The organism is Paenibacillus caui (genome assembly GCF_019904135.1).
Classification (GTDB): domain Bacteria; phylum Bacillota; class Bacilli; order Paenibacillales; family Paenibacillaceae; genus Fontibacillus; species Fontibacillus caui.
The window spans coordinates 14,862-28,509 of the sequence record NZ_JAIOGQ010000022.1 but is presented as its reverse complement, the minus strand read 5'-3'; the positions used below and the strand labels follow the sequence as shown (position 1 = coordinate 28,509).

Annotated in this window: 14 protein-coding genes; 8 read left to right on the top strand and 6 right to left on the bottom strand. The window is 40.6% G+C overall.

Going from position 1 to position 13,648, the window contains the following annotated elements; genetic code table 11:
• Positions 1-186: 186 nt before the first annotated feature.
• The 8 genes from K7397_RS13875 to K7397_RS13840 all read left to right on the top strand — a co-directional run bounded on the left by K7397_RS13875 (position 187) and on the right by K7397_RS13840 (position 11,241).
• Positions 187-1,566, top strand: a complete 1,380-nt coding sequence (locus K7397_RS13875; RefSeq protein WP_223068540.1) for an amino acid permease — start codon at positions 187-189, stop codon at positions 1,564-1,566.
• A 431-nt stretch (positions 1,567-1,997) separates the two neighbouring features.
• On the top strand, positions 1,998-2,132 hold the full coding sequence (locus K7397_RS21880) for a thiopeptide-type bacteriocin (protein ID WP_223068539.1): 135 nt from the start codon (positions 1,998-2,000) through the stop codon (positions 2,130-2,132).
• A gap of 176 nt (positions 2,133-2,308) precedes the next feature.
• Positions 2,309-5,158, top strand: a complete 2,850-nt coding sequence (locus K7397_RS13865) for a thiopeptide-type bacteriocin biosynthesis protein (protein ID WP_223068538.1) — start codon at positions 2,309-2,311, stop codon at positions 5,156-5,158.
• Positions 5,151-6,149 (top strand): hypothetical protein, encoded by a 999-nt coding sequence (locus K7397_RS13860; protein ID WP_223068537.1) that lies wholly within the window; start codon positions 5,151-5,153, stop codon positions 6,147-6,149. Before K7397_RS13865 ends, K7397_RS13860 begins: the two co-directional genes overlap by 8 nt.
• Complete coding sequence (locus K7397_RS13855) at positions 6,146-7,219, top strand: hypothetical protein (RefSeq protein WP_223068536.1); 1,074 nt, start codon at positions 6,146-6,148, stop codon at positions 7,217-7,219. Before K7397_RS13860 ends, K7397_RS13855 begins: the two co-directional genes overlap by 4 nt.
• Entirely contained in the window at positions 7,209-8,759 is a 1,551-nt protein-coding gene (locus K7397_RS13850) for a YcaO-like family protein (protein ID WP_223068535.1), read from the top strand. The genes K7397_RS13855 and K7397_RS13850 overlap by 11 nt, the downstream gene beginning before the upstream one ends.
• Positions 8,760-8,770: 11 nt before the next feature.
• A complete protein-coding gene (locus K7397_RS13845) occupies positions 8,771-9,847 on the top strand; it encodes a hypothetical protein (RefSeq protein WP_223068534.1) in 1,077 nt (358 codons plus the stop codon).
• The gene (locus K7397_RS13840) at positions 9,847-11,241 is read left to right on the top strand and encodes an MATE family efflux transporter (RefSeq protein ID WP_223068533.1); all 1,395 of its coding nucleotides are present in this window, start codon (positions 9,847-9,849) and stop codon (positions 11,239-11,241) included. The genes K7397_RS13845 and K7397_RS13840 overlap by 1 nt, the downstream gene beginning before the upstream one ends.
• 65 nt (positions 11,242-11,306) lie before the next feature.
• On the opposite strand, the gene K7397_RS13835 is transcribed toward K7397_RS13840, so the two are convergent.
• The 6 genes from K7397_RS13835 to K7397_RS13810 form a co-directional block, all read right to left on the bottom strand.
• Positions 11,307-11,450 (bottom strand): hypothetical protein, encoded by a 144-nt coding sequence (locus tag K7397_RS13835; RefSeq protein ID WP_223068532.1) that lies wholly within the window; start codon positions 11,448-11,450, stop codon positions 11,307-11,309.
• A 108-nt stretch (positions 11,451-11,558) separates the two neighbouring features.
• Positions 11,559-11,987 carry a DUF4395 domain-containing protein gene (locus K7397_RS13830; protein WP_223068531.1) on the bottom strand — a complete coding sequence of 143 codons (429 nt, stop codon included), beginning with the start codon at positions 11,985-11,987 and terminating at the stop codon, positions 11,559-11,561.
• Positions 11,988-12,093: 106 nt separating this feature from the next.
• Positions 12,094-12,285, bottom strand: a complete 192-nt coding sequence (locus K7397_RS13825) for a hypothetical protein (protein ID WP_223068530.1) — start codon at positions 12,283-12,285, stop codon at positions 12,094-12,096.
• A gap of 98 nt (positions 12,286-12,383) precedes the next feature.
• Positions 12,384-12,743 (bottom strand): ATP-binding cassette domain-containing protein, encoded by a 360-nt coding sequence (locus K7397_RS13820; RefSeq protein WP_237690917.1) that lies wholly within the window; start codon positions 12,741-12,743, stop codon positions 12,384-12,386.
• 24 nt (positions 12,744-12,767) lie between these two features.
• A complete protein-coding gene (locus K7397_RS13815) occupies positions 12,768-13,121 on the bottom strand; it encodes a DUF2178 domain-containing protein (RefSeq protein WP_223068529.1) in 354 nt (117 codons plus the stop codon).
• Positions 13,111-13,356 (bottom strand): helix-turn-helix transcriptional regulator, encoded by a 246-nt coding sequence (locus K7397_RS13810; protein WP_223068580.1) that lies wholly within the window; start codon positions 13,354-13,356, stop codon positions 13,111-13,113. Before K7397_RS13810 ends, K7397_RS13815 begins: the two co-directional genes overlap by 11 nt.
• Between the last annotated feature and the right edge of the window lie 292 nt (positions 13,357-13,648).

Sequence of the window (13,648 nt, the reverse complement as noted above, 5' to 3'; positions counted from 1 at the left end):
GTCATTTTGACTACTGAAAAATAAGGTCTGATCGTTTATAATAATAAAGCTGCAACGTTTTGCTTTATTGAAGCGCACTCCTGAGAAGGTTCATTGGATACCCTATGGGTAAAATCCGATGTCATTCTCGGGGTGCATTTTTATGGCGATCAACGCGACAGGATAAGTGCAAGAGGAGGAAGTGAAGTGGCCAATCAAGAACTGAAGAGAGGGCTGGGAGCCCGCCATATTCAGATGATTGCCTTGGGCGGTACAATTGGCGTTGGATTATTTATGGGGTCCGCCAATACGATTCAATGGACGGGTCCGTCTGTACTGCTGGCTTATGCAATCTGCGGAATATTTGTATTTTTCATTATGCGTGCAATGGGGGAAATGCTGTATTTGGAGCCAAGTACGGGGTCATTCGCTACTTTCGGGCACAAGTACATCCATCCTTTAGCAGGTTATATGTCCGCTTGGAGCAACTGGTTCCAATGGATCATTGTGGGAATGGCTGAAATTATAGCGGTTGGCGCCTATATGGAATATTGGTTCCCGAATCTGCCTGCTTGGATCCCGAGTATTTTGGCAATGGCGATATTGGGTACGGCGAACCTGATTTCCGTGAAATCGTTCGGGGAGTTCGAATTTTGGTTCGCGATGATTAAAATCGTTACCATTATCCTGATGATCGTTGCAGGGATCGGGGTTATTTTCTTCGGATTGGGTAACGGGGGTAACGCTATCGGATTATCCAACCTTTGGGCACATGGCGGCTTCTTTACGGGCGGGTGGTCCGGGTTTTTCTTTGCTCTATCTCTCGTTATCGCATCCTATCAAGGAGTCGAACTGATCGGGATTACGGCCGGCGAGGCGTCAGAGCCGCAAAAAACATTAACAAGCGCGATTCAACAAATCATTTGGCGAATTTTGATCTTCTATATCGGTGCGATTTTCGTCATTGTCACGGTTTATCCCTGGGACCAGCTGGATACGCTTGGAAGCCCGTTTGTTTCCACTTTTGCAAAAGTCGGGATTACGGCGGCAGCCGGGATCATTAACTTCGTTGTCATTACGGCGGCCATGTCGGGATGCAACAGCGGCATCTTCAGTGCGGGACGCATGCTTTATACATTGGGCGTAAATGGACAAGCGCCAAAATTCTTTATGAAAATCTCCCGTAACGGTGTACCGCTATACAGTACGATTGCCGTGCTTATCGGTTTGGCGATCGGCGTTGTTTTGAACTATATTGCGCCGTCAAAGCTATTCGTCTATGTATACAGCGCAAGCGTGCTTCCAGGCATGATCCCATGGTTTGTGATCCTGATCAGTCAAATTCGCTTTAGAAGAGTGAAGGGAGCGGAAATGGCCAAACATCCATTTAAAATGCCCTTTGCTCCCGTTATGAACTACTTGACCATTGCCTTTCTGGTTATGGTCTTGATCGGAATGGGGTTTAATGACGACACGCGGATGTCGCTTATCGTCGGGCTCGTTTTTTTGGCCATCGTCGTAATCAGTTACTACGCTTTTGGGATAGGCAAGCGGCATTCCGCCCGTATCCGGACGGAGGAGGAGTAAGGGAAAGTCTAGGGGGAACTGCTAATCTCTTTCGGGCGGCAAAGTTATGTTTCCATTCAAGACTCAAGGCAATTTTATGGTCCATGCTCGGCGACCATGGAAGTGTGAGGTCAGTTTGGATGCTAAAGTGTTTGCTCATCCCTATAATAAGGAGCCGCATAGGATGCGGCTCCTTATTATATGCTCTAAAAAGCTGGATGCCGCTCTATCAACATAGGATTAATGCTGAGTTGGCATTGATAATGGACAGTAAATAATGGCTTTCATTTATATTAAATTCTATATATAAAAAATAATAATAAATAGAGAAAATCTATCAATTAGAAATATTATCCTTATCAATCCATATATTGACATAAATAACCTTTAAAATGTAATCTTATTACAAGATATCCCATTGATATCCGAATATACTTAGAGGAGGAGTTAGTATGAACATGAAGGAAATTGAAGAAAAAGATTTTGAACTTGAGTTGGAAGTTTACGAGGTGTCATCTGCTACTGTCTTGGAAGAAATGGGCGCTTCTAGTGGTTATAATTCTTGTTCCACCGTTGTTGTCAAATAATTAAGTGCTAAGAGGCAGATATAATCATGATGCTTTGCTTATGATTATATCTGCCTTTCTATAATACTTATAGTATATTTTTCCAACAAAATATAATGAAGAGAGTGTTACTCATGATGAATCATTATATGGTCAGAAGGACGATCTATCCTAAAGACAAAATAGAACGTTTGTTCATGATGGATTATAAAGACTTGAAACCAACCGTACAAAATATGATATCCGATGAAGCGTTTATGGAGAGAATACGAATTGCAAGCGAGACTTTATATCGCGACTTGCTGCGGATAAGCGATGAGAATCAGGATCTAACGGATTACAAAATGTTCAAACTGATCAAATACTACCTCCGGAGTGCATCGCGTCCTTCTCCATTCGGTTTATTTTCAGGCATTTCAAGCAGTAAGAGAGAAGGTACATACAAGCAGGTTAGGGTATCTGTTCAGTGGAGCTATCAAGTCGCCAAAATTGCGGAACAAGAGTTGCCGGCATCCTCGCCTTTATTGCTGTATAAGAACTCAGCGATCAAGGAAACGGAGGAATATTTTAATGTTGATATCTTGCAGAACAATGAAATAAGAAAAGCAGAATTGAAGAAAACAGGGTTCATTGTAAGCTTGCTTCATTTTTTAGAACAACCACGAAAAATAAGTGAAATCGTAAGAGGCTTTTCCAAAGGCGAGCCCCATTTAGCCGATTCCATAATGCGTTCAATAAAAAGGCTCCTAAACGAAGACATTTTATATACCGAATTAAGACCTGGCTCTATAGCAAATTCGGAAATGAATGAGTTCTATTCATTTGTAAGCCGATGTACTTCTTTTGTAAATGAAAGATTCAGGAACCAATTAAACGAAATTGCCGCTAGTATAAAAGCTTACGAGGAATTGCCGGTTGGTAAAGGCTCCAATTGTTTTTTTTTAATTAAAGAGAAGATGGAGCTTATCCATAAAGCTAAAAATTATATAACGGTTGATTTATATATTGAAAATGATGCTCCTCCTTTGGATAACGAAGTGCTAAACCAATTTGTACAAGATATCGATTTCTTGAGAGTATTTTCATATCCTCAATCTAAAATATGGTCAGAATATATTAACCGTTTTGCCCAAAAATATGGTTATTTTCGGGAAGTTCCGCTGCTAGAACTGTTGGACAAAGATTTCGGTATAGGGCTTCCCCAAATGAAAAGCACGGAAGACGAGCAAACCGGGAAATTGGATCATTATATGGCTAATCTGGTTCATAGAGCATTATTGCATCATCAGACAAGCATTAAGCTGGATCATAGACGTATTCGGAATATAACCGAGATTTTAGCTCCACGTTCATTTCATCGAAACACGAACAACGGGTTTGATGTGAAATTTTGTCTTGTCGAGGAAGAAGGTCAAACCAAATTTTTTCTATCGGAGAACTCGTTTGGAAATACGCATGGATCTTTTACGGGACGCTTCTCAGATTCTATCCCAATTGAATACCCTGAGTTTGAGGATGATCAGTATATCCGTGCAGAATTGAATGTTATTCCTCAGAATTATGCGGATATCGGCATTACTTATCATCGAGCAGACTATCAAATATGCATAAATGTTCCGCCGAACGAGCATGGCACCTCTATTGAATTGAGCGATCTATATGCGGGCATCGATGATGATGGATTTTATTTAAGGAGTCGCAAGCTGGGAAGAAAGGTGCTTCCTGTTAATACCCATCTGCTGTATTACCGGAACTTCATTGAGCTCCCGGTTGTTATCTTCTTATCGGAGTTTGGACGCTACCTGTCTTTCACTCCCCGGAATTTTTACTTTGAAGGCATGAATAATTGGGAATTCATTCCCAGGATCGAATACAACAATCTTATTTTGTCTCCTAAGCGCTGGAATATTGTGATGGACGAGATGGAATGGACTCTCCAAGAGGGCAAAATGTCGGAAGAAGAATACGTGGATGATTTCATAAAAGCATTTAACGTGGCAGAAGCCGTGCATGTTCTAAATGGAGATAAAACGTTGCCGATCTATACCAGAACAGCTTTAGGTTTAAAGCTCCTCGTGAACGAACTCAAACAAGCCAGATTACGCGGACAGTCCTTTCTTAGTTTGATAGAAGCTCTTGAAATAGAAAATAAGTCCCCTACCGAATATATTTTTGATTATGTCTTAAGTGTTTTGCCTTCACCATCAAAGAATGCTTCGAGCCCGCATGTTCAGGCACCTGTGCAGGAGGAACTTCCGGATCACTCTTGGTGTATGCTAAGCGTCTATTATAGAGAGGGAAAGAGAATACCGACTCTTCTCTCTTGTCTGGATTTTTTATATGGGAAAGGGATCGAACACTGCTTTGCGGTGACTTATATAGATCGCCACGAGCATTTAAGACTAAGATTCAAGGCCGATCACAAGGGACTTCTGGAGTTTAAGGAATTTTTAAAATTGCAAATGAACAAGAAGATGCTAGTGACATTCAATGAAAATGTTTTTTTTCCGGAAACGGAACGCTACGGAGGAGCGGAGTTCGCAAAATGGGCCTACGAATTATTCTGCGAAGAAACAAAGCTGTTATATGAAATCTCCCTATCGGGCTTCTTTAACCATAGGTCACCCCGGGAGATTGGGATAATTCTATGCCTGTATACGATCAACGATATGTTTGAAGAATACGAATCAGGCAAAAATTTTCTGGATCAGATCGTAAAGCATAATGGGAAGAAGCACACTCGCAATTACAAGAAGCACAGATCCGTTTTTTATGAACTCGGCGAAGAAGCGCAACGCCTTTATACCCAATTAATACCCGTATCTACCCCTAAACGAATGAAGCAAAGAAGCTACGTGCTTAACGTGCTGAACCATTTTGAAGAAGGCCGATCGAGATACATTTTAAAAAGTATGCTGCATATGACATTGAATCGATTCATTGGCATTGACTTGAAATTGGAGCATGAAATTTATGAATATGCAAGCTACGTCTATTATAACGTGAAACCCAAAATGAATTTGTCGGGAGAACAGAAGCATGGTTGAATTGTTTGAAATGAATTACTATGCGGATGAGCAGCATTTACCGGTGCTAAAGGATGAAATTGATCGCGTAATAACCAGGAATTTGGCGGTTATCCGAAAGGGATGGGAGAACGGATACCATATTCAATTTCTAGGCATGATGACGCAAGAGCAGGCTGCCGAGCTGTATCAAGAGCTTGAACAGGTACAAAAGCTTCATCCTTCCCCGGTTTATGACGCTGATGAGTTCCGTGAAAAATACGGAAGAGTCGAGAAAGCCTCGAATAAGAAGGATTGTCTGAAGCAGATTTACCAGAATGAAATACGGATTAATCGACGAAACGACCTCTTTATTTTTGAAAATGATGCTCAATTAGAATTATATCTCGACCTTCATCATATTTTTGATCTGTTCTTTAAAGACCGGTATTTCTCCCAAAATCGAATCATGGATATTATTTTATTCATCTATCCATTCGTGAATTTTCTCCCGGAGAAAGTCTTGAATCCCGCTGCTAATTTAATATCAAACGGTTATATTTCCCACCTTTCGCACTACATCGGTTTATTAAATTCATTGAGCAGCACGGATCAAATCAAAATCAAAAAGAGATTCAAGGAAAAATACCTTCGAGATGTCGAGCATTTTCATTTGGAAAGAGGGGCCAAGCAGCCTGACTCTGCATTTTTAAATCATTTAATAAATATGTATCATCGGATAAGCAACCAAGTAGACGATGAGAAGCTCAATTTCTTCTCTCCAAGACAGTTCGATCGCGATATTGAACCGCAAATGCATCGATATAGCGACCGGCACGTTCAAGTTTTTGGCTCTGAAGAAAATTTGAAGATGGTTCTAAAGGATAAGGTACTCTGTACTAATAAATGGGTATTGAATGTGCTTTATGAGAAGCTTGTTCTAATGAACGTCAAACCGATCGATAAATTTTATATGAATTATTTTCTTAGCTGTTTGAAATTCAATGATCCCATCTTGGAGGTAGCCGAATGAAGATAAGATTAGATCCCACCTTGCACATCGTTGATATCCCATCAAGCTTTTTCATTACTACCCAAAAGATTAATTTGAAATTGAAAGTTAACGATAAAGAGAGGTTGGCAGTTTATCGTTTCATTGAGAAATTGAAGAACAACGCAGACAGCTTAAATGATCTTTCCCCTTTCGAGTCCAAACTGTTTGAAGTGTTTAAGGATAAAGGAATTGTGAATTTGGAAGGGGAAACAAACAAACTAGGGAAAGTGGCCTTGCCTTTTAGAAAATTATACGGCCCAGCAGATTTTCTAGAGTGTCTTGAGCGGGAGCTAACTCCTTATGGTGAATTCATTTTAGATGGACCTTGTATTCTTAATCTCCAACCGTCCTCTTCTTCGGAACAGGATCTCTATGTAGTGGTCGGAAGAGATTCGATGTATATTTCTCGTTCGAAAATCGACCTTCATCCAAATGAATACGCAAGAGAACGGATTGAGCCCAATTATTATCGATATGCGGCTTATGTTTTTTTAGATCAATACGAAGCATTTGAACATCTGGAAGATGAAATTTTCAAAGTAAACTTGACTATTTATACCAACGATATGAACGCATTATCTCTTTGCGGTATTGATGAACATCATTTTCTAAGCAGTGTGTTATGCGAAACTCAATTGACAGGGAACGTTCTCCATATAGACCGCGAACTGTTCTTCCCGCTTTATTTTGTTGAATTTTCCGAAGGGTTGTCGGGCAATGTGTATCATTCCTTTGGCTTTGATCAGGAGGACGCCGTTCGAAACCTGTTATATTTAATGAAACAGTCGGGTGAATATCACAATATTCATATAGAAGGAAGAAATGGAGGGTTATTCGAACTGGAGAAAGATTCGTTCATCGTTAAATATATAAATCTTTATTTTAAGGAAAAAGTGCGTTTGTACAACTTGGAATCCAAGAAAAAGATGGAGGGAACCCATTTCTCGCTGGAATCGGATAATTTCAAATATTGCGGCAGTTCACTGCTGATCACTTTATTTTACAATCACGTTTATAAAGGAAAAGAGGCTGTTAAACATGGCTCTTAACTTATACGGTCATTGCTGCAGAGCGATCATTAAAGACGTATTTCAGGAGGATTTTGATACAGAGGGCATCAAAGAAGCTGAAGCTTACATTATTTATTCCCGCATGCCCTCCCAATTCATCATGACGGATCAATCCTCCAAGGATCATTCTTCGGCCTACGCTACTTTTTTTCACCGAAATATTTTGGACATTAAGCGGCATTTGCTTTATTTTCTTCTGAACCGGAACCGGTATCGGCAGATAACCATTACAACGACAGAAATACAATTCCTGATTCAATACGAGCAAATGCACACCCTCAAAGAAAGTCTTCATGACAAGCGCGTAAAGTCCGAAATTTACTTTGAAGAGTTGGAACATATTTTAATGTTTTACCATGGAGGGTACGTTCAAGAACACAGGCAGGGAGAGGCGGTTATAACTAACCGGAGAAGATTCGAAATTCAGGGGTTTGGATTTGGGTTGGATTTTAAGGATGCTTCCCGTAAAGCACTTTTCGAATACTTAGAGCGATTCGCCGCGAGTTTTAAGCTTCAAGGGACCATTTGCGCAAGCTATGAAGAAGTCAGGAGCCGGGCCGTTGACCCAGCATCATTCGGCTTGTACGATGCACCGAAGCCGCCGATAGTTCAGTATTCTCCTACCATTCAAATGGAATGGGTGAATGCATGCTCTTTACAGTCAGGCATTAACCGGCTGGTGCCAGAGCAAATGTCGCAATACTTAAAGGAAGATATACTTAACCGGTTTGTCTACGAGAGTTCTAACGGTTGCGCAATAGGCAATTCTTATGTCGAGGCAATCCTTTATTCCTTGTATGAGGCTATGGAAAGAGATCTGTTTATGAAGTGCTGGTTTTATGGTAGTCCGCTTAAAGAAATAAAATTCGATATTGAATTAAGCCCCCCTATGGAAGCAGTAGAAATGTATTTTGATGAACTCGGTTATAACATTAAATTCTATTATCTGGAAAATAAAATGAACATTTGTGCGGTTTGGTGCTTGATCACAAATCAGACCAACAACGGCTTTTATTCCATCACCGGGCTAGGATGTCACCTTCATATCGAGCATGCTGTACAAGCCGCTTTTTTCGAGGCCCACCGCTCCTTTATTTATTATTGCAACAAAAAAAAGGAAGACCTTGAGAAAGAGATCAAACTGGCCGAGCAACTTCAGGAAATCAGAAATGTCATAGATCATATGCATTACTTTCTATCATTAACGAGTAAACCATTAATCGAAAAAAGAATACAAAATACAGATGTTATTATCATTAGCAAGTTACTGGGTCTTTCGTTTCGGAGTGTCGATTTAAAAAATGAACTCAATGAGGTCGTTAATCGTTCGAAAAAAGAATATGATGATCTTCTTATTGTTGATCAGACGAATCCTTTTCTAAAATCCTTTTCATTATTTTGTACGAAGGCACTGCTCTTGGGAGCTGTACCGCTTGATTTTACTTCCTCGTACATTAGACCGTACCATCAATTAAATGACGCGAAAATGAAGGAGCGAAATATCCACCCATTAGCATAAAGGAGGTAAAAATGTATACGATTAGAGATTACATAGGAGAACTGTCAACCAATTACGGGTTACCTGATGAAAAACAATGTCTTAAATCCGGATTGATGAATTTTCAACCCGATGATTGCCAGCAGTTTAAGGAGGAGAATTATCACGAGCTATATCAATTGATATTATCTCTAAACGACTATATCAGGGTGAATTTAAAAACGCATTATAAACTACATAAAAGTTATCCTTCTCCACGAAGTCTCTATCCTGTTAAGGTTTTTATTTCACTCGGAGACCATAAGTATTTGACCAAGGATGATATATCCGGGGAATATTTGGTCTACAGAAACAGTAAGCTCAAAACATCCGAAGGAGATATAGCCATTGATTTTGAAGATAAATATCCCGAATATTACAACCATATAAAAAAATCTTTATTTTTGCTGGAAATTGGTCATCTCTTGTACAATATCACGACCTTGGCCCTCTATGGTGGCTTCGTATATAAGCTTGAAAGCAACGGCCATAATCTACTATTGAGATTGGAAGAAAAAAACTCCGGTCTCATAAACAGCTCTAAGTTTGATGCCTTTATGGAATCCTGTTTGCTTAGAAACAGCGGTCCTTACCAATATCGAATAACTCAAACGGGTATAAAGGCCGTGAATTTTGATGAGCTGAACGATTTCATTGAACATAGGATCTCGGAGCTGGGTGTATTATTTCATCCTGAAATCAGGTCTGGAGTAAGTGCTGTATGTGGTGTTAATGATGGAATGGGAAATTTTCATTATCGAACAACGTCAGACACAGGTACCGTGGATTATAAGCAGCTAAATCAGATCTATCCGTATATTAACTTTTATGGTGTATCATTTTATGTCTTTTTCTATCTAAATCACACCAACTTATCCGACGATCATTTAACCCCATTGATTCTTGCTTTGGGCTATTTGACCCAGTCTATTTGTTTAAAATACGCATCCCGTGAACGGTATTGCAGACCAATCAAAAGTTTTAACATTGACGAAGTGGAAAAACTGATGAAGGTAGACAGTGCATCCTACACCCCATATTATTTGGTTATTTCGGGAGGCTTTGAATAATGACAGCTGAAGCAAACAAGGTGAATACCTCTTTCTCAAAAATCTTAAAATTTTCGCTCCCCGTAGCGTTAATTGGTATTTTCGATCTGATTCTCATATGGATAGATTTTATCTGGATCAATGTACTAAATGGGGATTCAGACGCTATAGCGGCGGTCCGGATATCCGGCTCGCTGGTCTTGCTGATCGAATCAGTGTCTACCGCCGTCATCTCTTCCCTCCTCATTTATGTTAGTCAGAATTTGGGGGCTAACAAGATGGATGAGGCAAGGAAGGCAGTAAAATGCGTATTTTCATTTACACTTTATGCGGGTCTTATTCTTACAGCACTCGGGCAAATTTTATTGCCATTTCTTGTGAAAATTTATGGCGTGAATTCCTCAACCACCGCCTATTTACAAAATTATCTTACAGCCTTCCTATGGGGTTACGTCTTTATCTCTTTAAATAACCTGCTGCTGGTCATACCGAGATACTTTCAGAAGCTGAAAGTTATATATCAGGGCCTCGTCTTGACGGCCGTCATCAATATCATCGCCACTCCGCTGCTGATCCTCTATTTTGAGCGGCGGGGTCTTCCGTTCATTTATGGCGCGGCGCTGGGAACCGTGCTGGCCAATGTTTGCTGTTCGGTCTTTATGCTTTGGAAGATTTTTTGTAAGGATTATTTGGCGATGGGGTTGTCGAGGCTGCACATGACCTGGAGGCTCGAATACGGACTGCTGCTTGAGAAAAAGGGCTTTATCGCCTCGCAAATTTTTAACGGCTTAACCTATAACGTGTCGGCGTTCATTTATATGCTTATTCTGTCCTATTATCCGTCGGAAGCCTTTAATGCGTATTCCATAGCTTCTTATACATTTATTCTATTCGGGATCCTTGCCCAAAATTTTGCCGGTTCGCTCATTCCGGTAGTTGCTGCATATATAGGAGGCCAACAATATAAAGAAATCCAGGATTTTGTGAAGAAAATCTTTCTGATTCTCTTCGGTTACGGATTTGGCATTGCCGCCATCATCATGCTGGGCCGCAACTGGATCAGCCCCGCATTGGCGACGGAACCGTCACAAGTCGCGCGGATTGCGGAATATCTATTATTCAACTCTATCCCTTGGGCTTTAAACCTGCTTTCTTTTATTTTTATTTTTGTGGCTGCCGGCTCCGGGGACAGCAAGGGGAGCTTCCGGCTCACTATAATCAACATGTATGCTTTGGTGATATTAGGTTTGCTGATCATCCCGCATCTCTTCGGCAATCGGACCACTGGCGTGTTTGCGGCGATCGGCATCGTACAGGCGGGCGCGTTTGTTTCTTCAAGCCTCTACTACCTATCGGGCCGGTGGAAGAAAGCCTCTTTAGTAAAGCAGCAAGAAAAGGTATCGTTGGAAGCGTAATATATGCACTGCGTGAGAAGCAGCAGGGATTATCCCGCGGTTTGAAAACGGTAATTGTACGGACGTTACGTAACGATCTGCTGATAGGCGTCGTAGAGGAACAGACTGCCGGGATGAAGGTTCGTCCCGTGAAACCGAAGGATATAGATCGGAAATCCGCCTATCAGGTCGGTGCCGGCTGCTCTGCTGGCAGTGGTTCTTCTCGGCAAAACCGCGGAGAGCCGCCCGGTGACCCTGAAGGTGAAGGGGAGAGGATGCCATTCTTCTCTAAATGAAATCAAGCGCTCCGCTAAAAGGGGCGCTTGATGGAACGGGTTTTAGGCCCGCGATCTTCTTCTGTATTTATACTGCGACCATTGGTACAGGATAAAGCAGCCGACGCAGAAGCCCAGAATCGCTATGAAGGCTGCCAGGAATACCATGGCCGAGAAGACGTAAGCAAGAACGGTTAACCCGAAGGTGTAGCCGATCAGGGCAACGAGCAGGAACAGGACGGCAAGCAGTTGATTAAACCGCTGCTGTCCGCGATCCTCCTGAACATAGGAAGCCGGACTTTTACGGAGAAACAGTTTGGCGATACGCATAACGGGATTAAAGTTAAAGAACACACCCAGCAATCCTGACGCAAGAGGAACGGCCAAAATCCAGTATGCCCCGCTGACCCAGGTCAGGAGCACAGACAGAACAATGACCCATTGATTCGTTCTGACAAGAGGGCGCGGAATTGAGGTTGAAACAGCGCTCACATAAATCACCCTTTTCTGATCGGAATAAATTACAAATATTATAACTCACGGCTACCTTAAAATCGAGAAATAGTTTCAGGAAATACGCATTGCTGGCGAGAAAATTTCAGGTATAACGCACAAGCTGTTCAAACAAACGCTGCCGCTTTATGATGACATCATTGTCATCGACAAGGGGCAAATCATCGAGCAGGGACATTTGAATGAGCTGCAGGCAAAGTTTGAAGAGGAGCAGGGGACAGGAAAGGGCTTTGGTTTTGTAGAGCTTGAAAGCTATGCATTTCTCGTCTCTGGTCATGATAGGTCTTTCGGTTTAAACTAGAATTACGAGGTTCTCAATGAAACCTTTGAAGCTGATATATTTATTGATAGCTCGTTTATAAGACGACGACTTTTTCAGAGTCGTCTCTTTTTTTGTAACCAAAGAGGGTTGAAGTATACTTGCTGCTTGTGTACACTTTTTTGCCGCATTCCTAAAGAATATTCCTTCACCTTTTTATTCAACACATCGAATAATTGCAGGTTCCGTAAGAGCCCCTCGTATTCATTAAGTTTGAAGGTGTTTCCGTAAATTCCTGAAAAATAAGTTAAGTGGAATAATCCCGTCTTATTACTGAATAGCTTTGGTTCCTCGATCAAGTACCCTACCTGATGATTGTCTGCAACTGATCCATCATAGGTTTGAATGGTTTGCGTTATAATCTTCATCAGGGTACTTTTGCCAGCGTATTTCTTAGTAATTGAATTTACAAGCATTTCCCAATCCTCCTGTTTAGTTCTTTAGTTAAAAAAATCTTTTTTATATCGAACAGCTAGATAGATTCCTGAAGCGAGGAATGCAAGAGAATATTTAAATAAGAAGAAAATTTGCCACATATATTCTTTCGGGAAAATCATGTCGCACAAAATTACTACACATAACATAATGAGGGCACTTTTTAAAGATATTTGCATTGTTCTTTCATCAGCTTTACCCATTTTTTTTTGAAATACGTATGTTAGAATCCCTCCGACTAAAAGCAATACAAAACCGCTACCAATGAGAATATTCCAATTTCCCGGAGATTGTTCAGCCCAGGACTTTAAAGGGTAAAAAATTGCGTCATGGATATCTGAGATAAACTTAATTTTCATTTTGATCATTTCCTTTCACATAAGTAAAAATATTGTTTACATCAACATTAAAAAATTCGGCAATTCGAAAAGCTAACAGCAGAGTCGGAACATAATTTCCTTTTTCCATTACGAAGATGGTTTGTTTGGAAACCCCGACTTTCTCTGCTAATTCTTGCTGAGACATTCTGGCAAGTACACGATATTCATAAACCTTATTTGATATCGAATCACCAAAATCTTTCTTCACGACCATCACCTCTTGAATCAAATTATAAACTCACTTTTTACAAAAGTAAAGTGAACTTATGCAAAATAATCAAATACATTTATTTTTGCTTAGATTGCTTTGATTTAACAAGAGCTAGAATGCAGAAAGAACCTGACGAAATTCATGATTCCGTCAGGTTCACATATCAATCTGGTGTAATTTATGGTTTTTGGTGGTGCATTTTATGATATTCAGTGGTGCAAAAAACAGTTAGAGTGGTGCAATCGGGTGATAATATTCAATATTAAAACCATATGTGGAGCTACTTCCTATAATA